This is a genomic window from Spirillospora albida (assembly GCF_000718255.1).
GTDB lineage: Bacteria > Actinomycetota > Actinomycetes > Streptosporangiales > Streptosporangiaceae > Spirillospora > Spirillospora albida.
In genome coordinates this window covers 24099-48520 of record NZ_JOFJ01000009.1, presented here as the reverse complement: position 1 = coordinate 48520, position 24422 = coordinate 24099, and the positions used below count along the sequence as shown (strand labels likewise).

Below are 24422 nucleotides of genomic sequence, written 5' to 3'. Positions count from 1 at the left end.
GTCCGCGCCGCCCGCGCCCCCAAGCGAAACCGGCGACGGCAGAACCTATGCATACCGCGCCCTTACCGCCCCGTGCACGACCCCGGGAACGGGGCGGTCACTCCGCCGAGGGAAGATCCACGGGGAAACCCGGCGGCGCCGCCTCCAGCCAGGCCAGGAACCCCGTCAGCGCCGCCGCGCCCATCGCCAGCTCCACGGTGAGGCCGCCGTCCCGCACCTCGATGATGGAGACGCCGGGAAGCAGGCCCTCCGCCTCGGCGGACTCGGGCGTCCGCCGGTTGGACACGACGAGGCCCCGGCGGTGGATCACCTGCCGGGGCCGTCTGCGAAGACCGAACACGCGGTGCCAGTGCAGCTGGTCGCCCTTGTAGCGTCCGATGCCGAGGCGCCAGGGACCGGGCGCCGCACCCTCCGGAAGCACCCGCAGGCTGCACTCGACCGTGCCGCCGCCGCGCGTGAACAGCCACCGGCGGACGGCCAGGGCCCCGCCGAGCAGCACCACCGCCGCAACGATCGCGGCCAGCACCCCGCCGGCATCGGTCGCCAGGTGCCCGCCCATTTCAGCGTCCCGGCCCGCTGTGCTCGCCCGGTCGCGCCGATTCGGAGCCGCCCCGCCGCGCTCGGCCGGCGGCCCGCTCCGTGACCGCTCCCGGGCGAACACGGCATCGCCTCGCGGTCACGCCGGCGCGGCTCGCCTCCGGCATCGCCGCGCCGGCGAGGTCACGCGTTCGCGCGATCACCGAGGCCACCTCGCAGCAGACCTCAGGCCTCTACGCCCGCGGCGCGGAGCCGTGCCCGCGCCCGGCGCTCCGCGGTCGCGTCGTCGCCGGCGGCGAGCGCGTTCTCCAGCGCCTGCCGGGCGTCCTCGACGGCGACCTCATGGCTCAGCTCGGCCTGCTCGGCCAGGATCGCCACCTCGTTCGCGGCGACGGAGAAGAATCCGCTGCCGACCATCGCGATGACCGCCTCGCCGCCGTCGGCCGGCTCGATCTTCACGACGCTGCCGTCCAGCAGGACGCCCAGCACCGGGGCGTGCCCCGGCAGGATGCCGAGCGAGCCCTCGATGGTCTGCGCGACCACCATCTTGGCCTCGCCCGACCAGATCTCACGCTCCGGCGAGACCAGGCCGACCTTCAAGGTTGCCACTGTCCATCCTCCGCACTCCGCCGGGAACACCGCCCTGGACGGCTCCCCGGCCCGGTCCACCTACTGGAGAGGTACCGGCGCGGCCGGGCCCCGCGGGGGCCCGGCCGCGCCGGCGGCCTACTTCTCCAGCTCCTTGGCCTTCCGCTCGACGTCCTCGATGCCACCGCACATGAAGAACGCCTGCTCGGGCAGGTGGTCGTACTTGCCCTCCGCGAGGGCCTTGAACGACGCGACCGTCTCGTCCTTGGGAACCGTCACACCGGGCTGGCCGGTGAACTGCTCGGCCACGTACATCGGGTGCGACAGGAAGCGCTCGATGCGCCGCGCCCGCTGGACGGTGACCTTGTCCTCTTCGGAGAGCTCGTCGATGCCGAGGATCGCGATGATGTCCTGCAGCTCCTTGTACTTCTGCAGGATCCGGATCACCTCCTGGGCGACCATGTAGTGCTCGTTCCCCAGGATCTGCGGGTCCATGATCCGCGAGGTGGAGTCGAGCGGGTCGACCGCCGGGAAGATGCCCTTCTCGGAGATGCCACGCGACAGGGTCGTGGTGGCGTCCAGGTGCGCGAACGTGGTGTGCGGCGCCGGGTCGGTGATGTCGTCGGCGGGCACGTAGATCGCCTGCATCGAGGTGATCGAGTGGCCGCGCGTCGACGTGATCCGCTCCTGGAGCACGCCCATCTCGTCCGCCAGGGTCGGCTGGTAGCCCACCGCGGACGGCATGCGCCCGAGCAGCGTGGAGACCTCCGAGCCGGCCTGGGTGAACCGGAAGATGTTGTCGATGAACAGCAGCACGTCCTGGTTCTGGACGTCGCGGAAGTACTCCGCCATCGTCAGCGCGGACAGCGCGACCCGCAGACGGGTGCCCGGGGGCTCGTCCATCTGGCCGAAGACGAGGGCGGTGTCCTTGAGGACGTTCGCCTCCTCCATCTCCACCCAGAGGTCGTTGCCCTCACGGGTGCGCTCGCCGACGCCGGCGAAGACCGAGGTGCCGCCGAAGTTGCGGGCGACACGGCGGATCATCTCCTGGATGAGGACCGTCTTGCCCACACCCGCGCCGCCGAACAGGCCGATCTTGCCGCCCTTGACGTACGGGCACAGCAGGTCGATGACCTTGATGCCGGTCTCCAGCATCTCCGTCCGCGACTCCAGCTGGTCGAACGCCGGAGCCTTGCGGTGGATGCCCCAGCGCTCGGTGACCTCCAGGGAGGCCGTCGGAGCGTCCAGCGCCTCACCGAGGGCGTTCCACACGTGCCCCTTGGTGACGTCGCCGACCGGCACCGAGATCGACTCGCCGGTGTCGGTCACCGGGGCGCCGCGGACGAGGCCGTCCGTCGGCTGCATGGAGATGCACCGGACCATGTTGTCGCCCAGGTGCTGGGCGACCTCGAAGGTCAGGGTCTTCTCCTCGCCGCCCAAGGCGACCTGCACCTTGAGGGCGTTGTAGATCTCCGGGATGGCGTCGGCGGGGAACTCCACGTCGACGACCGGGCCGATGACCCGGGCGACGCGTCCCGTCGCGGTCGCCGTCTCTACCTGAGCAGTCATTCTCACTCCCCGCCAGAATCGGCGAGCGCGTCAGCGCCACCGACGATCTCGCTGATTTCCTGGGTGATCGCGGCCTGCCGCGCCTGGTTCATCTGGCGCGTGTAGACCCCGAGCAGTTCGTTGGCATTGTCGGTCGCCGACTTCATGGCCCGCCGGACCGACGCCTGGAACGACGCGGCCGACTGCAGCAGCATGTGGAAGATGCGGCTCTCGACGTAGTTGGGCAGCAGGAGGTCCAGCGCGGCCTGGGCGGACGGCTCGAACTCGTACGCCGGCGGCACCGTCTCCGTGTGCCCGTCGTGCAGCTCCAGCGGCAGCAGCCGCCGGACCCGCACGGTCTGGGTCAGCATCGAGACGAACTCGGTGTAGACCACGTGGATCTCCCCGACCCCGCCCTCGGCGTCGGTCTTGAGGAAGTCCTCCGTGAGCCGCCGGCCGATCCGCTCCGCGTTCGGGAAGTCCGGCCGGTCGCTGAAACCGTGCCACGCCTCGGCGATCGCCCGGTTCCGGAAGCGGTACCAGGTGATGCCCTTGTTGCCGATGACGTACGGCACCGGCTCGCGGCCCTGCTCGCGCAGGGACCGGATCAGCGCCTCCGCCTCGCGGATCACGTTGGCGTTGTAGGCGCCGCAGAATCCGCGGTCGCTGGTGATGATCAGCACCGCGCTGCGGTTGTCGGCCGGCTGCTCGTGCAGCAGCGGATGGTCGATACCGACGTGGTGGCTCACCAGCGCCGTCAGGGCCTGGGTGATCTGGTCGGAGTACGGCTTGGACGCCGCCACCGCCTGCTGGGCCTTGACGATCCGCGACGTGGCGATCATCTCCTGGGCACGCGTGATCTTGGCGGTCGACTTGACCGTCTTGATCTGCTGCCGGAGTTGACGAAGCTGTGCGGCCATGACCCGTCAGTCCTTCTTGACGCGGGTGATCGTCTCCTGGCCGGCGCTCTCGTCCTCGATCGCCTCGGGCTCGTCCGCGCCGAGGAGCTCGCCCTCGCTCGTCTGGAAGCCCTTCTTGAACGCCGCGATGGCGTTCTTGAGGCCGGTGAGGCCGTCGTCGGACAGCTGGCCGGTCTCCCGGATCGAGGTGAGCAGGCCGCCCTCCTCGCGCTCGATGTAGTCGAGGAACTCCTGCTCGAAGCGGCGGATGTCCGCGACGGGCACCTCGTCCAGCTCGCCGGAGGTGCCGGCCCAGACGGACACGACCTCCTTCTCCACCGGGAACGGCGAGCCCTGCGGCTGCTTCAGCAGCTCGACCAGGCGGGCGCCGCGCTCCAGCTGCGCGCGGGACGCGGCGTCCAGGTCGGACGCGAAGGCGGCGAACGCCTCCAGGTCGCGGAACTGGGACAGCGCGAGGCGCAGCGTGCCGGCGACCTTGCGCATCGCCTTGACCTGGGCCGAGCCACCGACACGGGACACGGAGATACCGACGTTGATGGCGGGACGGACACCCTGGTTGAACAGGTCCGTCTCCAGGAAGCACTGCCCGTCGGTGATCGAGATGACGTTCGTCGGGATGTACGCCGACACGTCGTTGCCCTTGGTCTCGATGATCGGCAGACCCGTCATCGAGCCGCCGCCCAGCTCGTCCGACAGCTTCGCGCAGCGCTCCAGCAGACGCGAGTGCAGGTAGAAGACGTCACCGGGGTAGGCCTCGCGGCCCGGCGGGCGGCGCAGCAGCAGCGACACCGCGCGGTACGCCTCGGCCTGCTTCGACAGGTCGTCGAAGACGATCAGGACGTGCTTGCCCTGGTACATCCAGTGCTGGCCGATCGCGGACCCGGTGTAGGGGGCGATGTACTTGTAGCCGGCCGGCTCGGACGCGGGCGCCGCCACGATCGTCGTGTACTCCAGCGCGCCGGACTCCTCCAGGGCGCGGCGCACGTTCGCGATCGTGGAGCCCTTCTGGCCGACCGCGACGTAGACGCAGCGGACCTGCTTCTTCTCGTCGCCGGAGAGCCAGTTCTCCCGCTGGTTGATGATGGTGTCCACGGCGACGGTCGTCTTGCCCGTCTGCCGGTCACCGATGATCAGCTGCCGCTGGCCGCGGCCGATCGGCGTCATCGCGTCGATGGCCTTGATGCCGGTCTGCAGCGGCTCGCCGACCGACTGCCGCTGCACGACCGTGGGGGCCTGCAGCTCGAGCGCGCGGCGCTCGGTGCTCTCGATCGGGCCCTTGCCGTCCAGCGGGTTGCCCAGCGCGTCCACGACGCGGCCGAGGAAGCCGTCGCCGACGGGAACCGAGAGGACCTCGCCGGTCCGGCGGACCTTCTGGCCCTCCTCGATGCCGCTGAAGTCACCCAGGACAACGGCGCCGATCTCGCGCACGTCCAGGTTCAGAGCCAGGCCACGGGTACCGTCCTCGAACTCCAGGAGTTCGTTCGCCATCGCGGAGGGAAGCCCCTCGATGTGGGCGATACCGTCGCCGGAATCGACAACGGTGCCGACCTCTTCGCGCGCGGCGGCCTCAGGCTCGTACGACTGGACGAAGCGCTCCAGCGCGTTCCGGATCTCATCCGGACGGATCGTCAGCTCCGCCATGATTCCTCTCTTGCTCCCTTTGGGGTCAGCTCTGCCGGCGGTCAGCCGGCGCCGAGCCGCCGGCGGACGTCGTCCAGCCGTCCGGCGATCGTGCCGTCGATGATCTCGTCCCCGATCTGGACGGACAGGCCGCCGACCGTGGTGGGGTCGAGTTCGATGTTCAGGTGTACCTCGTGCCCGTACGCGGCGGCGAGCACCGCGGCGAGCCGCGTGCGCTGCGCCTCGGACAGCTCGACCGGCGTGCGCACGAGTGCGACCAGGCGCTGCCGGCGATGGGCGACGGTCTTGCCGAACTCGGCGAGCCCGCCTTCCAGGCTACGGCCTCGCGGACGCAGCACCAGCTCGGTGACCAGGGTCAGCGTGGCCGGCGTGACCTTGCCGTCCAGCAGCGCCTCGACCACGCCGAGCTTGCGCTCGTCCGGCAGCGCCGGACCGGTGAGGGCCGCGCGCAGGTCCGGTTCGCCCTCGATGACGCGGGAGAACCGGAACAGCTCGTCCTCCAGGTCGTCGATGCGCCCGTCGGCCTCGGCGCGGGCGGCCTCGGCGGTGACCGCGAGGATCTCCACCGCGTCCGACAGCTCCGAGGGGGACGACCAGCGCAGCCGGACGACGTCGGCGACCAGCCCGAGAGCGGCCGGCGTCACCTTGCCCTCCAGCAGGATCTGGACGAGCTGCGCCTTCTCGGCGCCGCTGCGCGCCGGGTCGGAGACCGCCCGCCGCAGGCCGTGCTCGCGGTCGATCAGGTGCAGCACCGCGAACAGGTCGGCGCCGAGCCGGGCCAGGTCGGCCGACGGGATGACCGCCTCGAGCCGCTCCCTCGCCTCGGCCAGCGACGCCCTGCTCACCGCTCCCGTGATGGTCATGATGTGATCTGCTCCTGCGTGCGAGCGCGCTCCTCGAGCTCCTCGAGGAACCGGTCGACGACCCGGCTCTGCCGCGCGCTGTCCTCGAGGGACTCGCCCACGACCCGCCCGGCCAGCTCGACCGACATCGCGCCGATCTCGGCCCGCAGCGACTGCAGCGCCTGCTGGCGCTCCGCCTCGATCTGGGCCTTGGCGGCCTCGACGATGCGGTTGGCCTCGGCCTGGGCCTGCTCCCTCGCCTCGGCGATGATCTGAGCGCCCTGCTCCTCGGCCTTCTTGCGCAGGTTGGACGCCTCGAGCGCGGCGTCCTTCTCGCGGGCCTTGTACTGCTCGAGCGTCTGCCGGGCCTGCTCCTGGACCTCTTCGGCCCGCTTGAGCCCGCCCTCGATCGCCTCGGTGCGCTCCTCGAGCGTCTTCTGGATACGCGGCGTGAGGATCTTGCCGACGACGATCACGACGACCAGGAACGAGAAGATCCCGATGACGAGCTCGTACGTGTGCGGGATGAGCGGATTGTTCTCTTCCGCGGCCAGAACGGAAGCTGCTGTGATCATATCTGCAGCCCTTCCTCAGGAATTACCCGTGATCAGATGCTCTGGAAGAGGAACGGCGCGACCAGACCGATCAGGGCGAGCGCCTCGGTGAGAACGAAGCCCAGCATCATGTTGGTGCGGATGACACCGGTCAGCTCCGGCTGGCGGGCGATGGCGTTCACACCCTGGCCGAAGATGATGCCGACGCCGATGCCCGGGCCGATGGCCGCGAGGCCGTAACCGATGGCGGTGACGTTGCCGCTGACCTCAGCGAGGACTCCCATGGTTCTTCCTTTTCTGTCGGCCGGCGGAAGGTCCGCCGGTCTGGGCCTATCGAGGTGGTCGAAGGGGTGCGCGCCGATGAGGCGTCGCGCCCCCCGGGGGCTAGTGCTCCGCTTCGAGACCGCTCTGGATGTACATCGCGGCGAGCATCGTGAAGAGGAACGCCTGCAGGAACTGGATGAACATCTCGAACGCGGTCATGAGGCAGGTCATGATGACGCCGATGATGCCGACGCCGAACCCGAGGGCCGTGGGCTTCTCGAAGATGAACCAGAAGCCGACGAGGCTGAAGAACGCCAGGATCATGTGCCCGGCGAACATGTTGGCGAAGAGCCGGACCGCGTGCGTGAAGGGCGCCAGGATGAAGGTCGAGAGGTACTCGATCGGCACCAGCAGCACGTAGATCGGCTTGGGCAGGCCCGCCGGGATGAGGTTGGTGAAGTACTTCACCGGGCCCTGGTTCTTGATGCCCAGGTACACCTTGATGAAGTACACGGCGATCGCGAGGACCGCGGGGAACGCGATGTGCGACGCGATCGGGAACTGGATGACCGGGATCACCGCGAAGATGTTCCACATCCAGATCAGGAAGAACAGGGACATCAGCACCGGCATCCACTGCTCGGTGTTCTTGCCGAGGAACGGACGGCCGATCTGGTCCCGGACGAAGATGTAGCCCATCTCGCCGATGTTCTGCATGCCGCGCGGCACCAGCTTCGGGTTGCCGAATGCGCTCCAGAAAACCGCGCAGACGACCAGCGCACCGAAGACCGCGAACACGGTCGGCTTCGTGAGCCAGGTCGGCGCGCCCTCGAAGAGGGGCGGGAAGTCGAAGAGCTCAGGCCCCGGGGCCTTGAACTCCTCTCCCCCGGTGGCGAGGACCGACTGCGCGTTCACGCGGCGTTCCCTTCGTCAAGGTGGTGATGGATCACGGCGTCTTCCTCGGCGGCGTGGCCGCTCAGACGGAGTCGCGGCCGTACTTCACGTAGATCAGGTAGATGGCGAGCACGATGCCGATGACCAGGCCGATCGGAGTGAACCCGATCCAGCCCGTCCACTTGGTCAGCAGCCAGCCGAGCCCGCCCCAAATCAACATCCCGGAGAGGAGGTAGCTGGGAGCGGACCAAGCGGCGTCGGCGAATTCCCGCTGGCCGTCCTCCGGCCGACGGTTCTGCTCGTTCATCGCGCTCCGGACGATAGCAGGCCATGCGTGGCGTGGTCATATTGGAGTAGCCCGAAGGTGCCAGAACCAGCCATGGGGCCTCCATCAGGGAGTCCGGTCCAGCGTGGGGCCGGGCTCGTCGATGTAGGGCCGGCGCTGCATCGCGACGCGGAACTCCGCGGCGATCCAGGTCAGGGCCAGTCCGACGACCGTCCAGCCGAAGACCTTGGTGTCCCAGACCGACACGCCGTCCATCGCGGTGACGAGCACCATCACGGCGAGGATCTTCACGACGTAGCTGGCGAGTGCGGCCAGCATCATCGTCTGGGACGAGACCTTGGCGGCCCAGGAGACCGCCAGCGCGCTGATCGAGAAGAACGCGATGACGACGGCGGTGGCGAGGGCCGCCGCGAGGGCGCCCTTCCCGCCGGAGACCAGCAGGCCGAGAGCCACGGCACCCACGCCGACCAGTCCGGTCGGGATCGCGGCGCCGCGAAGGATCGGGGCGTCGGAAGATTGCATGAGGGCTCCGGCTGATCACGGTCAGTGTTCGTCTCTTGCTCGTGAAAGCTATCACAAGCGTCCGGATTGTCCACAATTACCCCCGCGGTAAAGGCCGCTCGGTAACGGGCACACTCCGTGGTCATGCTCGCACCCCGGACTTTAACCCAGTTCGCGGTACCGATTCCGAGGAACGCGGGGGACGCGCCGTCACGCGAACGGTTCCCGGAAACGACCACGGGGCGTGACGCCATGGCATGCCCGTCCATACCGGCGCCATCCGCCCGGGAGACGTTGTTCTGCGAACCGTCACGTTGCGGTCATCGCACCGAGAGCATGTTACCCATCGGTAGACCTGTGTCGGCCCGGGTATCGCCGTCCGACCCGAAGCGAAGGGGAACCGGTCAGACCGGCATGCGCGGACGTTCCGCCGGATGCTCCATGCCGCCGGTCTCGGCTCCGCCGTCCCGGCGCGGCCGGCGGCGCAGCATGACCAGCATCCCCGCGACCGCCACGCCGACGGTGGTGCCGAGCGTGATCCAGGCGGCGTCGATGAGGGCGAGCCCGATCAGGCCGGACGCCAGCAGGCCGACCCAGAAGTACATGATCAGGACGGCCCGGCGGTGCGAATGGCCGAGTTCCAGCAGGCGGTGGTGCAGGTGCAGCTTGTCCGGCGCGAAGGGCGACATGCCCTGGTTCGTCCGGCGCCAGACCGCCAGCAGCATGTCCATGAACGGGACCGCCGCCACCGCCGGGACCAGCAGCAGCGGCACATAGAAGGGGAACAGCCCGTTGGCGAGGACGGCCGGGTCGAACTGCCCGGTCAGCGTGATCGTCGACGCGCTCAGCAGCAGCCCGATCAGCATCGAGCCGGTGTCCCCCATGAAGATCTTCGCCGGGTTGAAGTTGTGCGGCAGGAAGCCCGCGCACATCCCGACCAGCACCGCGGCCGTCAGCGTCGCGCTGCTCAGCGTCGTCATCCCGTTCGTCCGGGACAGCAGGTAGGCGTAGGAGAACAGGGCGAGCGCGGCGATCCCGACGACGCCGGCGGCCAGGCCGTCCAGCCCGTCGATGAAGTTGACCGCGTTGATCACCGCGACCACGACGAAGACCGTCAGCGGGACCCCGTAGGCGGGCGGCAGCGACAGCGACTCGCCGTTCGGCAGCGGGATCACGTAGATCTGGATGCCCTGCATGATGAAGATGCCGGCCGCCGCGACCTGCCCGGCCGCCTTCGTCAGCGGGTCGACGCCCCAGCGGTCGTCCGCGATGCCGATCAGCACGATCAGCCCGCCGGCCAGCAGCAGCGCCTTGCCGACGCTGACGTCGCCGTCCGAAAGCACCTTGCGCATCTCCGGCAGCCCCGTCGCGACGACCAGCGCCGCGACCATCCCGCCGAACATCGCGAGACCGCCCAGCCGGGGCGTCGGGATCACGTGCACGTCCCGGTCGCGGGGCGCGGCCTGCGCGCCGAACCACACCGCGAACATCCGGACGGCCGGGGTCAGAAGGTAGGACACGAGGGCGGCGACCAGGATGGTGAGCAGGTATTCGCGCATCCGCGCCTCCCCTCGCCGATCGGGCCGCCTGCCGTCACCGTATGTGGACGGCCGCCTGAGGCGATCGGTTCGCCTCACGGACCGATCAACTGTAGTCCTCCCGGCGGCCGGGCGCCGCTCGTTCCCCGATCCGGAAACGATGCGCGCCCTCCACCCCCGCACCCATGATCGCGAAGGCGAGGCCCGCGACGCATCCGTCGCCGAGCGAGAACGCCCAGGGCCCGCCGGTCAGGACGTCGTCGGCCGCGTCCGCGGCCACCAGCAGGGTACCCGCGGCCAGCAGCGCGATCCCCGTCCCGCGGCGGGGCGGAGGGCGCCGCACCGCGACGGCCGCCGCGGCGACCGCCAGCGCGAGGGCGGCCGTGCCCGGCCAGCTGCCCGCCCAGCGCGGCGGCGCGTACCGCGGCCTGGCCACCGCGATCGCCCGCTTCGGGAGCCGCACCCGCACCGTCATGCCCTCGTGCGGGCGCAGCCCGCGCTGGGTGAAGTCGAACGCGTACGGGCCGTCCCGGTCGCGACGGCACCGGGTCGTCGCCCCCGGGCCGCCCGCCCGGCACGACGCGCGCCGCAGCGGCACCGGCGCCTCGACCCGCACCGCCGCCTCGCCGATCGGCACGTCCCACCCCGTCCCGACCGCCTCCCACACCAGCTCGTCGTGATCGGGGTACGGCGTGAACACCCATGCCACCTCGTACTCGATCACGTACGCCTGCCGCCCCCGCACCGTCCGGCGCCGGTCCCCGACGCTGATCTGCACGTCGTGCAGGAGCTTGAGCGTCTTGGCGCGGGCGGGCGCCCCGGTGGACGAGCTCGCCCGCACGTGCCGGACGTCGTAGAGCCGGTCGGCGCGCCGGAACGGGACCCGCCGGACGATCCCGTGCTCGCCGTCGCGCGCGAAGTCGTAGGTGATCGTCTCCCGGACGTGCAGGATCCCGTCCGTGCGGAGGGTGAGGACGACGTCGTAGGTCGGGATGCTGTCGTCGACCCGCGCGCCCGCGGACGCCGGGGCGGCGAAGCCGAGCATGACGGCGAGCAGGAGCGGCACACTCGCCGCGACCACGGGCCTGCGGACACCGCCACGCACGTCGCCCATCGTCGCACCGCCGAGCCCGCCGTGTCGGCGTCACGGCGGGTTCACCGAGGGGAGTTTCCGGTGGCCTCTCCGTCGGGCGCGCGCCGGGACGGCTCGGATCGGTGCCGAACGGGCGTCCGCCGCTTAGGGTCGGGTCGTGCGCTGGCGGGGGCGAGGGGAACCGGGGGCGACCGCGCTCGGGGCGCCGGTCGGGGACGCGCCGTGGCCGCGCGTCGCGGACTTCGCCGTCCCGGCGCTGCTCGCGGCGATCCAGATCACCGGATCGTGGGCGATGGCCGCGGGCCTCGACATCGAGCTCTCCCGCTTGCGGTGGATGGGGCTGGTCGCCGGGGTCGTCCTCGGCTGCGCCGCGCTGATCTGGCGTCGGACGGCGCCGGTCCCCGTCCTCGGCGCGGTGGTCGCGTGCTCCGCGATCGCCCTGCTCGCCGCGGGCACCGCCGAGATGCCGGTCGCCGGGATGGCCGACGGCGTCGCGCTCTACTCCCTCGCGGTCCAGCGGAACCGGCGGACGGCGACGATCGGCGCCGTGGTCACCGGCGTCATGGCCGTCGCCGTCATCCTGCCGTTCCTGCACGGACCGGCCGAGATCGCGCTGAACGTCACGCTGGGCGTCCTCTACTACGTGCTGATCATCGCGCTCGGCCAGCTGCGGCGGCAGCACAACCGGCGCCGCCGCGCGCTCGCCGCGCAGCTCGCCGAGGCCGGGCGGGCCGCGGCCGGCGTCGAGCGCGAGCGGCTCGCCCGCGATCTGCACGACGTCGCCGGCCACCATCTGAGCGCGGTCGTCGTGCACAGCGGCGCCGTGTCCCGGCTCGCGGACCCGGCGCTGACCCGGGAGGCCCTCGCCGCCGCCGCCGACACCGGACGCGACGTCCGCGCCGCCCTCGGCCGCCTCGTCGACGACATGGGGGCGAACGAGGAGGCGGGCCTGGACGAGGTTCCCGCGCTCTGCGAAGGTCTCACGCGGCTCGGCATCCCGGTCTTCCCGTCGGTCGAGGGGCGGGCGCGGCGGCTGCGTCCCGGGGTCGGCGCGGCCGCGTACCGGATCGTCCAGGAGTCCCTGACGAACGCGATGCGGTACGCGGCGGGCTCGCCCGTCCGGGTCGAGATCCGGTACCGGTGCGAGGCGGTCGAGGTGGAGGTCGTCAACGAGGCGCCGTACGACCGTCCCGTCTCCGATCTCGGCACCGGGCGCGGCATCGCGGGCATGCGCGACCGCGCGACCGCGCTCGGCGGCACCCTCACCGCGGGCCCGGTGGACGGCGGCTGGTCCGTGCATGCCGTGCTGCCGACCGCGTCCCGCCGCCGTCGCATGGGATGGCCAGAGGTCCTGGACGCGACGGTCGTCGCGCTGTGCGGCGCGCTGCCCGCCCTGATCGCCTTCAGCCCGCCGGAGCCGATCCTCGGCGGATGGTCGCCCGGCCCGGCGGCACTGGTCGTCGCGCTGCTCCTGGCCCGCGCCGCCCCGCTGTGGTGGCGGCGGCGGAAACCGCTCCGGGTGCTGGCCGCCGTCGCCGCGACCGACACCGCGCTGGCGCTGCTCGCCGCCGCGCACTCCCCCGGACTGCTCGCGCTGCTCGCGATCGGCGGCCCGGTGGAGATGGTCGCCGTCTACGCCGTCGGCGGCCACGCCCCGCGCGGCGCCCGCACCTGGCCCGCTCCCCTCGTCGGCGCCGTCCCGTGGGCGCTCGCCTTCGCCCTCGCGGGCCTGCACGCGGCCGACGGCGACCCCGCCGCCGCCGTGATCGCGTTCAGCCTGCCCGTGGGGCTGCTGTCCGGCGTCCTCGTCCTACTGCCGTTCTGGGCCTGGGGCAGAGCCGTCACCGGCCGCGGCCTCCAGTGGGAGGCGACGGCGCTGGAGACGATGGCGGCGCGCCAGGGCGAGGCCGCGCGCGCCGAACGGCACCGCGTGGCGCTCGCCCTGCGCGGCACCGTCCTGGACCACACGGCCCGCCTCGTGCGCGCGGCCGAGGCCGGGCTCGCTGGGACCGACGACGAAGCGAAGGCAGCGCTCGACGCCGTCTCCGATCAGGCGCGGGCGGCGATGCTCGACATGCGCGCCCTGCTGGACGCCCTGCACCCCAAAATGTGATCTTCGTCATGCGGACATATCCCCCGCATCAGGCCCACACCCTCTAGCGTTCCATACCAGGCATTCCTGCATCGTCGACGCGCCCGGCGCGGACGCTTCCCGGGACCTTGGACGATCACGGAGCCGGATCGGTTCGCACCGTCGTCGATCTCGGCCGCCCCCGGTCACGATCTAAGCTACGAATAAAAACGATCTTGGCGACGCTGCTAGGTTTGCCGGTCATATCCCGAAAAACCCGAGCATGGAGGCATCTATGCGGCGTATCGCTGCAGTAGCCCTGGCCGCCGGCACCCTCATGGCGGGCATGACCGCCGTCAGCGCGCCCGCCAACGCGACCCCCGCTCAGGCCCCCGCGAAGGCGGCCGCCGCCAAGAAGTGGGCGCCGTACGACTCGTACAGCAACATCAGCGCCTGGGGCACCTACACCCGCGGCAGCAAGGTCTACGTGACCGGCTACCTCCGCGACGGCAAGAAGAACGGCTGGACCGCCTGCGTCCGCTTCCTCTTCAAGGAAGGCAGCAAGGGCTACTGGTCGCGCCACAAGATCATCGGCGTGCGGAACGGCGTCGAGTACAACTTCGACGGCGTCGCCACCGTCAAGATCTCCGCCAGCTCCTCGTACAACGACCACCTGTACGTCCAGGAGTGCGGCCGCAACAAGAAGACCGGCAAGTACGTCTACGGCAAGGGCAAGACCCTCTTCTGAGCCCGCCGCGCACGTCAGTAGGAAGCAGCAAGGGCCTCGCCGCACCCCGCGGCGAGGCCCTTCGCTTTGGCCACGCTAGAACGCCCCCCTCGATCAGAGCCGCCGACGAGGATCGCGAACGGGCATCAGCAGCAGGACCAACCCTGCGCCCAGGGACGACGCGGCCATGGCCAGGGCCGCCTCGTCCCCCGCCCCGGCCAGCGGCCACACCCAGGGGGGCACCCGGTCGGGCGGTGCGCCGGTCATGACGACGAACAGCAGGTAGGCGGTCGGCAGGGCGGTCGCCCCGTGCCGGCCGAGGAGGCGGCCTCCGCGATGACTCCGGGGCGTCTCTCCGGCGTCTCCGTCAAAGGTCATCCGGTAGAGGGATCCGATGAAGAACGTTGGAGGGGCGGCGCCGACCGGGTCTCGGGCACGGGGCGACGTCCACGGCCGCGGTTTGACAGGTAGATGACGAGCAGCCGCGTGAGGGCCACCGTTCCCGCCATGACCAGGACCGGTGTCGCCACCTCCAAGGCGAAGTACGTCGGGTCGTAGGCGTAGCCGACCCGCCGCGCGAGCAGCATGGTCGCCGCCGCTGCCGCCGCACCGGCCGGTGGCAGCGCGACGGCGAGCGCTAGCACCGTGGTGCGGCGAGCGGCGTCCGCGTGGTACCGCAGTACCGCAGATCCGCCTGCGAGGACCCCCGCCCACGCGAAGACCCCGCACAGCACGTACAGCCCCATGATCAGGGCAGTCGGAACGTCCCGCTCGCCGAGAACCTCCGCCATCGCATCGCTCGACAGCCCGAACGCCACGAACAGGCCCGCCAGCCCGCCCGGGACACCGCCGAGCACGGCGGCGGTCACCAGCCGTCCGATGCGAGGCCGGAGAGGGACCACACCGCGTTCTGAGGCCCAGGCTCGGGCGAACCCGGCTGGGTCACCGCCGACGTAGGACTGCGCGTCCCGGCCGTCAGCCTCGGCGGCCTCGAGGTCGGCGGTGAGTTCGGCCGCCATGTCGGCCGCGTCGTCGCGGGACACTCCGATCCGGCGCCATGCCCGCCGGCATCGCCGGACGATCTTCTCCGTCATCGGTCCGCGCCTCCATCTGCCACGATCGTCCTGCGCAGCACGGCCGACACGCCGTCGGTGAGCTGAGTCCATTCGCGCGACCACGCGTCGAGGGCGGCGTGGCCGTCCTCGGTCGGCCGGTAGTACTTGCGGGCCGGGCCGGTGCCGCCCTCCACGAGGTACGACTCCACGAGGCCCTCCCGCTGGAGCCGGCCCAGCGCGGGATAGATCGACCCCTCGGCGACCGCGTCGAGGCCGGCGGCGGCGAGCCGCTGGACCATCTCATAGCCGTAGGCGGGTTCGTCCGCGACCACGGCCAGCAGGCAGAGGTCGAGGACGCCGCGCAGCCACTGGCTGCGCCGCCGACCTTGATCAGGAACTCCCATGCGATGCATGATAGTCACCAGGTACCTTGTTCAGCAAGGTACCTGGTCGTGAAGGGCCGAGATGCGGACGCCAGGGCGGTTTATTCGTCCTTGGAGAGGGAGGGCCTGTTCGCGGCGTCGTCCTTGATGAGGGACTGCTTCTCGGCGTCCGGCTCCTTCGTCGGCGGGACGGGCTCGTCTTCCTCGTCCTCGTCGGTGAGGAGGATGCCGACGACGGAGCGGATCTTGTCCTCGGGGATCGCGCCGAGGCGCAGCAGGCGCGGGATGGGGCCCGTCAGGTCGACGATCGTGGACGGGTCGCTGTGGCCGGAGCGGCCGCCGTCCAAATAGACCGACACCGAGTCGCCCAGCATCTCCTCCGCCTCCTCGGCGGTGCGGGCGGCGGGCCGGCCGGTCAGGTTCGCGCTGCTGACGGCGAGCGGACCCGTCTCCTTCAGCAGCTCCACCGCGAGCTCGTGCATCGGCATCCGGACGGCGACGGTGCCCTTCGTCTCGCCGAGGTCCCACATGAGGTTCGGGTTGGCGCGGCACACCAGCGTCATCGCGCCCGGCCAGAACTCGTCGATGAGGTCCTGCCCGTAGGTGCCGAGGTCCTCCACGAGCGCGGTCGCGGCCCGCACCGAGCCGACCAGGACCGGCGGCGGCATCTCGCGGCCGCGGCCCTTCGCGTCCAGCAGCGCCTTCACGGCGGTCGGCGTGAACGCGTCGGCGCCCACCCCGTACACCGTGTCGGTCGGCAGGACGATCAGCTCGCCGCGCCGTGCGGCCGAGACCGCCTCGGCGATCCCCCGCGAACGCTCCATCGGCTGGGCACAGTCATAACGTCGGCTCACGCTCCCGATTTTCGCACGGCCCGGCACCGCGCGGACGGTCAGTCGGCGGTGAGGCGGGCGGTGACGAAGCGGTCGCGGTTCGTCAGGTCGCGGCGGTTGCGGACGTCGCGCCAGCCGTTCTCCTCCGCGAAGATCCAGTAGACGCCGTTGCCCTGCAGGTCGCTGTGCTCGACCGCCACGTGGCCGCCCGGACGCAGCAGGCGCCGGGCGGTGCGCTCGACGGCGCGGATCGCGTCCAGGCCGTCGTCGCCGCCGCCCCACAGGGCGTCGGCCGGGTCGTGGTCGCGGACGTCCGGCGGGACGTGCTCCCACTCGCTCATCGGGATGTACGGGGGGTTGCTGACGACGAGGTCGACGGTGCCGTTCAGCTCGGCGAGGGCCGTCGCGAAGTCGTCCAGGTGCAGGCGGACGCGCCCGCGCTCGTCCAGTTCCTCGATGTTGCGGGTGGCGTGCACGAAGGCGGCCGGGTCCTTCTCGACGGCGTGGACGCGGGCGCGCGGCGCCTCCAGGGCGATCGACAGCGCGATCGCGGCGGAACCCGTGCCGAGGTCGACGACGAGCGGGTCCCGGACGTCCATGTCGCGGAGCGTCTCCAGGACCCAGCCGACCATCACCTCGGTCTCGGGACGGGGGACGAACACGCCCGGCCCGACCTTGAGCTCGAGGTAGCGGAAGAAGGCGCGACCGGTGATGTGCTGCAGCGGCTCGCCGGCCTCGCGGCGGGCGACGTACTCCCAGAAGCGGGCGTCGAACGCGCCGTCGGGCACCTTGTGCAGCTCCGAGCGGCTCACGCCGTGCACGGCGGCGGCGAGCTCCTCGGCGTCCGCGCGGGGGGAGGCGGCGCCGGCCTCGGCGAGCCGCGCGGTCGCCCTGGCGATCTCGTCGAGCAGCAGGTTCATGATCCCTGGGCTTCGGCGAGCCGGCGTTCCATCTCGGCGTCGACCAGCGCCTGCGTCACGTTGTGGAGGTCGCCGTCGAGGACCTGGTCCAGGTTGTAGGCCTTGTAGCCGACCCGGTGGTCGGAGATCCGGTTCTCCGGGTAGTTGTACGTGCGGACGCGCTCGGAGCGGTCGACCGTGCGGACCTGGCTCTTGCGCTCGGCCGACGCCGCCGCGTCCGCCTCCTCCTGCGCGATGGCCAGGAGGCGGGACCGCAGGATACGGAGCGCCTGCTCCTTGTTCTGCAGCTGGCTCTTCTCGTTCTGGCACGACACCACGACACCCGTCGGGATGTGCGTGATCCGCACCGCGGAATCCGTCGTGTTGACGCTCTGCCCGCCCGGCCCGGACGACCGGTACACATCGATCCGGAGGTCGTTGGGATCGACCTGGACGTCGACGTCCTCGGCCTCGGGCGACACCAGGACACCGACGGCGGACGTGTGGATGCGTCCCTGGGATTCGGTGGCGGGCACCCGCTGCACCCGGTGGACGCCGCCCTCGAACTTGAGGCGCGTCCAGACGCCCTCTTCCTGCGCTCCCCTGGACTTCACCGCGACGGTGACGTCCTTGTACCCGCCCAGGTCGGACGGGTGGGAGTCGAGCACCTCGGTCTTCCAGCCGACGCGCTCGGCGTACCGCAGGTACATGCGCAGCAGGTCGCCGGCGAACAGGGCCGACTCCTCGCCGCCCTCACCGGCCTTCACCTCGAGGATGACGTCCTTGGTGTCGTTCGGGTCGCGCGGCACGAGCAGCTTGCGGAGCCGCTCCTCCAGCTCGTCCTTGCGCTTGGCGAGGTCGGTCGCCTCGGCGGCGAACGCCTCGTCCTCGGCGGCGAGCTCCCGCGCCGCCGCGAGGTCGTCACCGGTGGCGGTCAGCTCCCGGTACGTCTCGACGATGGGCCGCAGCTCGGCGTAGCGCTTGCCGAGCCGCCGAGCCAGGCTCTGGTCGGCGTGGACGGACGGGTCGGCGAGCCGCCCCTCGATGTCCGCGTATTCGCTGATGAACTCGTCGAGATTCACGGTGTGTCCTGGCCGTCCAGGCCCCGGCGCCCCGCAGGGCACCGGGCCCGATTTCGACCGGCCCGGGGACCTCGCGTCCCCGGGCCGGTCCTTGGTCGCTGCGCCGAGCCCGTCCTACTTGCCGGCCTTCTTGCCGAAGCGCTGCTCGAAGCGCGCCACCCGGCCGCCGGTGTCGAGGATCTTCTGCTTGCCCGTGTAGAAGGGGTGGCAGTTCGAGCACACGTCCGCGTGGATGACGCCGTTCTCGGCGGTGCTGCGGGTCTCGAAGGTGTTCCCGCACGTGCACGTCACGGTCGTGACGACGTAGGTCGGGTGGATGTCGGGCTTCATGGGTCTCTCCTCGCCTGGGGCGGCCGCCGGGCGTCCCTGCCGCACGGCCGTGGGCCGTGGGATACGGGGAACGTGAACCGGTACCGCAGCGGTTGCAGTCCAAGTGTGCCAGATACCCGAACGTGCCGAGGTCACCGCCCATTCCCGATCATGAACGGGGCTTCGATCGTGAGCGGGCACCGGTCAGGTGTCCGCGCGGCCCAGGTAGGCGAGGACGGCCATGACCCGGCGGTGGCCCTTCTGGGTCGGCTGAAGGCCCAGTTTGAGGAAGATGTTCGAGATGTGCTTCTCGACCGCCCCATCGCTGACGACCAGGTCCGCGGCGATCGCCCCGTTCGACCGCCCCTGCGCCATCAGCCCCAGGACCTCGTGCTCGCGCGGGGTGAGGGCCTCCAGCGGATCGTCGCCGCGCCGCCGCCCCAGCAGCTGGCCGATCACCTCCGGGTCGATGACCGTCCCCCCGGCGGCGATGCGGCGGACCGCGTCGATGAACTCCGCGACGTCCGCGATCCGCTCCTTCAGCAGGTAGCCGACGCCCTCGGTGCCGCCGCCGATGAGGTCGGTCGCGTACCGCTCCTCCACGTACTGGGACAGGACGAGGATCGGCGTGCCGGGGCGGCGCTCCCGGACGGCCAGCGCGGCCCGCAGCCCCTCGTCGGTGAACGTCGGAGGCATCCGGACGTCCACGATCACGAGGTCCGGCGCGTGCTCGGCGACCAGGCCGGGCAGGCTCTCGCCGTCCCCGGCCGTGGCGACCGTCTCGATCCGCGCGTCGGCCAGCAGCCGGACGAGCCCTTCCCGCAGCAGCACCGAGTCCTCGGCGATCACAACCCGCATCGATCCATTATCGGTGTCACCAGGTGCAGGGGAGGTCGGCGCGGACGATCGTGGGGCCGCCGGGCGGGCTGTCGACGATCAGCAGGCCGTCGATGGTTGCGGCGCGGTCGGCGAGACCGGCCAGGCCGCCGCCCGGGTGCGCCACGGCGCCGCCGACGCCGTTGTCGGTGACCTCGACGACGACCCAGGCGTCGTCGCGGGCCACCCGGACGGTGGCGCGGGTCGCGCGGGCGTACTTCGCGATGTTGGCGAGGGACTCCGCGACGATGAAGTAGGCGATGCTCTCCACCGCGGCCGGCGGACGCTCCGGCAGGTCCACCTCGACCTCGACGGGGACGGGGGCGCGCGCGGCCAGCCCGGACAGCGCCGGGTCGAGGCCCCGGTCGGTGAGAATCGCCGGGTAGATGCCGCGGGCCAGGTCGCGGAGCTCGGAGATCGCCTCCTTGGTCCCCGAGTGCGCCTGCTCGATCAGCGCCCGCGCCCCGTCCGGGTCGTCGTCGAGCTTGGCGCGGGCCCGGCCGATGTCCATCGCGACGGCCAGCAGCCGCTGCTGGGCGCCGTCGTGCAGGTCGCGCTCGATGCGGCGGCGCTCGAACTCGGCGGCGTCCACCCCGCGGGCGCGGCTGGCCTGCAGATGCTCCGTGCGCTTACGCAGCCGCAGGTTCTCGGCCTGCGACGCGCTCGGGCCGAGCAGGAACCGGGCGTAGAGCATGTGCCCGATGGCCATCACCCGGGTCACGTACATCGCCATGACGGCGAGGACGGCGCCGACGACCGTCATCGGCAGGGCCTCCAGCGGGTTGCCCGCCCAGTACGAGACGGGCCCGAACCGGACCTCGACCCCCTCCTGGAACGCGACGATGAACGGCAGGATCAGCAGGCCGCCCGACGACGCCCACACCGCGATCGAGACCACGAACTCGACGATCGAGATGGGGAACAGCAGCCCCAGGTAGAGGAGGTCCTTCCAGGTGGCGGGGTCGGTCGCCATCGACCTCAGCTTGCTGAACGGGTTGCGTCCCGGCGGCAGCGGCCGGTACGGCGACGGGATCTCCGCCCCGAACGCCAGCCGCGCGAGCGTCCGCTCCAGCATCGCGCCGAACCGCCACGCCACCATCAGCGTCGCCAGCATCGGCAGCCCCACCCAGATGATCAGCAGGGCGGTGGAGAGCGACAGGCCGACCACGAGGCCGATGAACCAGGCCAGGCCGAACCCGAACGTGACCGCGAGATACGCCGCCGATCGGTACGTCAGCGACGAGCGGATCATGGCCGGCGGGCTCCACCCGCCGTCCAGGACCGTCTTCATCGCGCGTCCCGCGCCCGCCGGGCCGGTCCGCCCGGCGGCCGCGCCACCGGAATGCGTGCTGAGCTCGTTCACGTCGTCCCTCCCGTTCACCGTACGCGTCCAGCGTGCCGTGGCGCGGGTCCGGGCCGCCATCGTGCCCGCCACCATCCCCGGGGTAGGGCTAACCCCACCCCCGGCCCCCCGGACACGGAACACCCCCGCCCGGAGGACCGGACGGGGGTGCCGCGAAGCCGTGCGTCAGCGGTCGTCGGAGACGGTCGTCTTCTGCACCTGGAGCAGGAACTCGGCGTTGGACCCCGTGTCCTTCATCTTCTCGATGAGGAGCTCCAGCGCCTGCTGCATGTCGAGCGCGTGCAGCACCCGGCGCAGCTGCCAGACGACCCGCAGCTCCTCCGGAGCCATGAGGATCTCCTCCTTGCGGGTGCTGGACGCGTCGACGTCCACCGCCGGGAAGATCCGCTTGTCGGCCAGGCCCCGGTTGAGCTTCAGCTCCATGTTGCCGGTGCCCTTGAACTCCTCGAAGATGACCTCGTCCATGCGGGACCCGGTCTCCACCAGCGCGGTCGCGAGGATCGTCAGCGAGCCGCCGTTCTCGATGTTGCGGGCCGCGCCGAAGAACCGCTTCGGCGGGTACAGCGCCGTCGAGTCGACACCACCGGACAGGATGCGCCCGGACGCCGGCGCCGCCAGGTTGTAGGCGCGGCCCAGGCGGGTGATGGAGTCGAGCAGGACGACCACGTCGTGGCCGAGCTCCACGAGCCGCTTGGCGCGCTCGATCGCGAGCTCCGCGACCATCGTGTGGTCCTCCGCCGGACGGTCGAAGGTCGAGTGGATGACCTCGCCCTTCACCGTCCGCTGCATGTCGGTGACCTCTTCCGGACGCTCGTCCACCAGGACGACCATCAGGTGGCACTCCGGGTTGTTCTTCGTGATCGCGTTCGCGATCGACTGGAGCACCATCGTCTTGCCGGCCTTCGGCGGCGACACGATCAGCCCGCGCTGCCCCTTGCCGATCGGCGACACCAGGTCGATGATCCGCGTCGTGAGGATGCCCGGGTCGGTCTCCAGGCGCAGCCGCTCCTGCGGGTACAGCGGCGTCAGCTTGCTGAAGTCGACGCGGCCCTTCGCCTGCTCCGGCTCCATCCCGTTGACGGTGTCGAGCCGGACGAGCGCGTTGAACTTCTCCCGGCGCTCGCCCTCGCGGGCCTGCCGGACGGCGCCGGTGATGACGTCGCCCTTGCGGAGGCCGTTCTTGCGGACCTGCGCCAGCGACACGTACACGTCGTTGGGGCCCGGCAGGTAGCCGGTCGTCCGGACGAACGCGTAGTTGTCGAGGATGTCGAGGATGCCCGCGACGGGGATGAGGACGTCGTCCTCGGTGACCACCGGCTCCTCGAAGCGATCGCGCCCGCCGCGGCCCCGGTTGCGCTCCCGGAACCGGCGCCCGCGCCGGCCCCTGCCGCCCTCGTCGTCGTCGTGCTGGCCGCCGCCGCCCTGGGTCTGGCCGCGCTGGCGTCCGCCGCCCTGCTCGCCGCCGCGCTCACCGCGCTCGCCGCGTTCACGGCCTTCGCCGCGCTCCCCGCGCTCGCCCCGGCCCTCACCGCGCTCGCCGCGCTCGCCGCGCTCACGGCCCTCGCCGCGCTCACGGCCCTCGCCGCGGTCGCGGCGGCTGCGCTGGCGTCCGCCCTCGCGGCCCTCACGGCCGCCCTCGCGCCCGCCGCCCTGCCCCTGGGTCTCGCCCTCGTCCGCGCCGCGCTCGGCCTTCTCGGCGCTCTTGCCGGCCTGCCGGCCGCCCTGCCGCTCGGCCCGCTCCGGCTTCTCGGCCGGCTGCTCCGCGGCGGGCTCCGCGATGGTGACCTGCTCGTCGGACGGCTCGCTCTTCGCCGCCGCGGTGCGCGTCCGGCGGGGACGCTCGGCCTTGACCGCCGCGGCTCCCGTCGCGGCGGTCGCGGCCGTGGCAGCGGCTCCCTGCTCGCCCCCCGCCGAGCCCTGCCCCGGGCCGCCCTGCTTCTCCTGGATGGCGGCGATGAGCTGGCTCTTGCGCATCCCGGTGGTGCCGGTGATGCCGAGGCTGGACGCGAGCGCCTTCAGTTCGGGCAGCACCATGGCCGAGAGGCCCGTGCCCTGCCGGCGGCGCCGGGGGGTGGCGGACTCCGCGCCGGTCTTGCCGGCCTCGGCCGCGGGCGCCGTGCTGGATGCGTCCGTAAGGAGTTCGCTGGATTCGCTCACTAAGGGTCCTTCCCAGGGAGCGGGCGTCGGCCGGCTTTCGGCCAGTCAACCCGGTGGTGCGGCCCGGCGGGGGCGCCGAGCCGGGCTCCGCCGATCACGATGGCACCGCGATCCGCGAGGTCTGGGTACAGCCAGATGATGGTCGGGACGGTCCGCTCGTACATGCCCCGGTACCGCCACGTCCGAAGTGTCGGGAAGTCGCCTGACAACGGGATGGCACGGCGCCGGGGAGCCGGGAACGCGGGACCGGGACGGCCGGAGGCCGAACCGCCGACGCGCGGCTGACGAGCACGCTGCCCGAACGGGGCATCTGGTGCGGCAATCAGCCTAACATCACCAGGGCACACTGCCATTCCCCAGAGGTCGATGTCTTCGCATTTTACCTAGCTGGACCATGCCGGAACGGGCACCGGCCGCAACGCCGCGCGGGTCCCGGCCCCAGCCCCGCCGTCAGGACCGGTGATCGGGGCCTCCGGCCAGGACATGGGCACCGCGGGTCGCGACGTCCAACGGGTGTTTGTGCCACCCATTACCCAGTTCCAGGCCCATCGAATCAACTTGTGATGCGCTTGTGAAGGTCAGGACAGTAGGACCTGCTCCGGAAATCACCGCCGGCGCACCGGCGTCCCGGAGCCGCGCGACCAGCTCCGCCGACTCCGGCATCGCGGGCGCGCGGTAGTCCTGGTGCAGGCGGTCCTCCGTCGCGTCCAGCAGGAGGCCCTCGCCGAGGTCTCCGGTGAGGACCGCGACGAGCAGCGCCGCCCGCCCCGCGTTGGCGGCGGCGTCCCGATGCGGGACGGTCTCCGGCAGGAGCCCCCGCGCGCGCTCCGTGGCCAGGCCCTGGTCGGGGACGAACGCCACGACCTGCCCGATCCGCGGGTCCAGCCGGACCAGGCGAGGGCCGGACGGGGTCGTCCAGGCGACCGTGAGCCCGCCCGCGAGGCAGGGCGCGACGTTGTCGGGATGGCCCTCGATCTCGTTGGCGAGGCGGAACGCGGCATCGTCGTCCAGGAGGCGGCCCTCGGGGTGGAGGGCGCGCGCCGCGACGATCCCGGCGACGATCGCGGCGGACGAGGAGCCCAGGCCCCGGCTGTGCGGAATGCGGTTGCGGCAGCGCAGCCGGAAACCCTTCGGCTGGCCGGGACCGGCCGCGCCCAGCGCGGACAGCTCGTCGAACGCCCGGCGCAGCACCTTCACGATCAAATGCCGCTCGCCGCGGTCGGCGACCTCCGCGCCCTCGCCCTCGACCTCGATCGACACCGCGTCGTCGCTGACCGCGACCTCGACGTCGTCGTACAGCGACAGCGCGAGGCCCAGCGAGTCGAACCCGGGCCCCAGGTTGGCGCTCGTCGCCGGCGTCCGCACCCGTACGGGCCCGCTCGGCCAGTTCATCGCCGCCCCTTCCGGAATCACGTGTGTGCGGGGCCGGGCGCGGAGCGGCACCGGCCGCCCCTCCACCCG

At 71.7% G+C, this 24422-nt stretch carries 26 protein-coding genes; 2 read left to right on the top strand and 24 right to left on the bottom strand.

The features are described from left to right. Positions 1-97 precede the first annotated feature (97 nt). The 13 genes from IE99_RS0113960 to IE99_RS0113900 form a co-directional block, all read right to left on the bottom strand. Complete coding sequence (locus IE99_RS0113960) at positions 98-559, bottom strand: DUF2550 domain-containing protein (RefSeq protein ID WP_030169461.1); 462 nt, start codon at positions 557-559, stop codon at positions 98-100. A gap of 203 nt (positions 560-762) precedes the next feature. Continuing rightward, positions 763-1146, bottom strand: coding sequence for a F0F1 ATP synthase subunit epsilon (locus tag IE99_RS0113955; RefSeq protein ID WP_030169459.1), 384 nt, complete (start codon positions 1144-1146; stop codon positions 763-765). A gap of 117 nt (positions 1147-1263) precedes the next feature. Beyond that, positions 1264-2694 (bottom strand): F0F1 ATP synthase subunit beta, encoded by a 1431-nt coding sequence (gene atpD / locus IE99_RS0113950; protein ID WP_030169457.1) that lies wholly within the window; start codon positions 2692-2694, stop codon positions 1264-1266. Between the two features lie 2 nt (positions 2695-2696). After that, positions 2697-3593: a F0F1 ATP synthase subunit gamma gene (locus IE99_RS0113945; protein WP_030169455.1), complete on the bottom strand. Its 897-nt coding sequence runs from the start codon at positions 3591-3593 to the stop codon at positions 2697-2699. Between the two features lie 6 nt (positions 3594-3599). Next, positions 3600-5234: a F0F1 ATP synthase subunit alpha gene (gene atpA / locus IE99_RS0113940; protein WP_030169453.1), complete on the bottom strand. Its 1635-nt coding sequence runs from the start codon at positions 5232-5234 to the stop codon at positions 3600-3602. Positions 5235-5275: 41 nt separating this feature from the next. Further along, positions 5276-6097: a F0F1 ATP synthase subunit delta gene (locus IE99_RS0113935; protein WP_030169452.1), complete on the bottom strand. Its 822-nt coding sequence runs from the start codon at positions 6095-6097 to the stop codon at positions 5276-5278. Next, on the bottom strand, positions 6094-6651 hold the full coding sequence (locus IE99_RS0113930) for a F0F1 ATP synthase subunit B (RefSeq protein ID WP_030169450.1): 558 nt from the start codon (positions 6649-6651) through the stop codon (positions 6094-6096). The genes IE99_RS0113935 and IE99_RS0113930 overlap by 4 nt, the downstream gene beginning before the upstream one ends. Positions 6652-6683: 32 nt before the next feature. Further along, a complete protein-coding gene (gene atpE, locus IE99_RS0113925; RefSeq protein ID WP_030169448.1) occupies positions 6684-6914 on the bottom strand; it encodes an ATP synthase F0 subunit C in 231 nt (76 codons plus the stop codon). Between the two features lie 100 nt (positions 6915-7014). Further along, a complete protein-coding gene (gene atpB, locus IE99_RS0113920) occupies positions 7015-7809 on the bottom strand; it encodes a F0F1 ATP synthase subunit A (RefSeq protein ID WP_030169446.1) in 795 nt (264 codons plus the stop codon). A gap of 61 nt (positions 7810-7870) precedes the next feature. Next, positions 7871-8095, bottom strand: a complete 225-nt coding sequence (locus IE99_RS0113915; RefSeq protein WP_030169444.1) for a hypothetical protein — start codon at positions 8093-8095, stop codon at positions 7871-7873. Positions 8096-8179: 84 nt separating this feature from the next. Then, positions 8180-8596, bottom strand: a complete 417-nt coding sequence (locus IE99_RS0113910) for a Cg1360 family ATP-synthase-associated protein (protein ID WP_030169442.1) — start codon at positions 8594-8596, stop codon at positions 8180-8182. A gap of 383 nt (positions 8597-8979) precedes the next feature. After that, a complete protein-coding gene (locus IE99_RS0113905; RefSeq protein ID WP_084219493.1) occupies positions 8980-10134 on the bottom strand; it encodes an MraY family glycosyltransferase in 1155 nt (384 codons plus the stop codon). Positions 10135-10219: 85 nt separating this feature from the next. Then, positions 10220-11227, bottom strand: a complete 1008-nt coding sequence (locus tag IE99_RS0113900; protein ID WP_084219492.1) for a DUF2207 domain-containing protein — start codon at positions 11225-11227, stop codon at positions 10220-10222. A 136-nt stretch (positions 11228-11363) separates the two neighbouring features. On the opposite strand from IE99_RS0113900, the gene IE99_RS0113895 reads away from it, so the two are divergent. After that, positions 11364-13319, top strand: a complete 1956-nt coding sequence (locus tag IE99_RS0113895; protein WP_030169437.1) for a sensor histidine kinase — start codon at positions 11364-11366, stop codon at positions 13317-13319. Positions 13320-13572: 253 nt separating this feature from the next. Further along, positions 13573-14025: a hypothetical protein gene (locus IE99_RS29155; RefSeq protein ID WP_157610282.1), complete on the top strand. Its 453-nt coding sequence runs from the start codon at positions 13573-13575 to the stop codon at positions 14023-14025. A 93-nt stretch (positions 14026-14118) separates the two neighbouring features. Here IE99_RS29155 and IE99_RS0113885 read toward each other — a convergent pair whose 3' ends face one another. The 11 genes from IE99_RS0113885 to thrB form a co-directional block, all read right to left on the bottom strand. Further along, complete coding sequence (locus tag IE99_RS0113885) at positions 14119-14382, bottom strand: hypothetical protein (protein ID WP_030169431.1); 264 nt, start codon at positions 14380-14382, stop codon at positions 14119-14121. After that, positions 14379-15098 (bottom strand): hypothetical protein, encoded by a 720-nt coding sequence (locus IE99_RS0113880; protein ID WP_157610280.1) that lies wholly within the window; start codon positions 15096-15098, stop codon positions 14379-14381. The genes IE99_RS0113885 and IE99_RS0113880 overlap by 4 nt, the downstream gene beginning before the upstream one ends. Then, positions 15095-15463: a PadR family transcriptional regulator gene (locus tag IE99_RS0113875; RefSeq protein WP_051712493.1), complete on the bottom strand. Its 369-nt coding sequence runs from the start codon at positions 15461-15463 to the stop codon at positions 15095-15097. Before IE99_RS0113875 ends, IE99_RS0113880 begins: the two co-directional genes overlap by 4 nt. 80 nt (positions 15464-15543) lie before the next feature. Further along, a complete protein-coding gene (locus IE99_RS0113870; protein ID WP_084219491.1) occupies positions 15544-16296 on the bottom strand; it encodes an L-threonylcarbamoyladenylate synthase in 753 nt (250 codons plus the stop codon). Positions 16297-16334: 38 nt separating this feature from the next. Beyond that, the gene (gene prmC / locus IE99_RS0113865) at positions 16335-17195 is read right to left on the bottom strand and encodes a peptide chain release factor N(5)-glutamine methyltransferase (RefSeq protein WP_030169423.1); all 861 of its coding nucleotides are present in this window, start codon (positions 17193-17195) and stop codon (positions 16335-16337) included. Beyond that, positions 17192-18256, bottom strand: coding sequence for a peptide chain release factor 1 (prfA, locus tag IE99_RS0113860; RefSeq protein ID WP_030169410.1), 1065 nt, complete (start codon positions 18254-18256; stop codon positions 17192-17194). Before prfA ends, prmC begins: the two co-directional genes overlap by 4 nt. Positions 18257-18370: 114 nt before the next feature. Then, positions 18371-18586 carry a 50S ribosomal protein L31 gene (gene rpmE / locus IE99_RS0113855; RefSeq protein WP_030169408.1) on the bottom strand — a complete coding sequence of 72 codons (216 nt, stop codon included), beginning with the start codon at positions 18584-18586 and terminating at the stop codon, positions 18371-18373. A 183-nt stretch (positions 18587-18769) separates the two neighbouring features. After that, complete coding sequence (locus tag IE99_RS0113850) at positions 18770-19423, bottom strand: response regulator transcription factor (protein ID WP_030169406.1); 654 nt, start codon at positions 19421-19423, stop codon at positions 18770-18772. Between the two features lie 16 nt (positions 19424-19439). Next, positions 19440-20804, bottom strand: coding sequence for a sensor histidine kinase (locus IE99_RS0113845; protein ID WP_245623197.1), 1365 nt, complete (start codon positions 20802-20804; stop codon positions 19440-19442). A 165-nt stretch (positions 20805-20969) separates the two neighbouring features. Further along, entirely contained in the window at positions 20970-22961 is a 1992-nt protein-coding gene (gene rho / locus IE99_RS0113840; RefSeq protein ID WP_030169402.1) for a transcription termination factor Rho, read from the bottom strand. 450 nt (positions 22962-23411) lie between these two features. Then, on the bottom strand, positions 23412-24353 hold the full coding sequence (gene thrB / locus IE99_RS0113835; protein ID WP_030169400.1) for a homoserine kinase: 942 nt from the start codon (positions 24351-24353) through the stop codon (positions 23412-23414). Between the last annotated feature and the right edge of the window lie 69 nt (positions 24354-24422).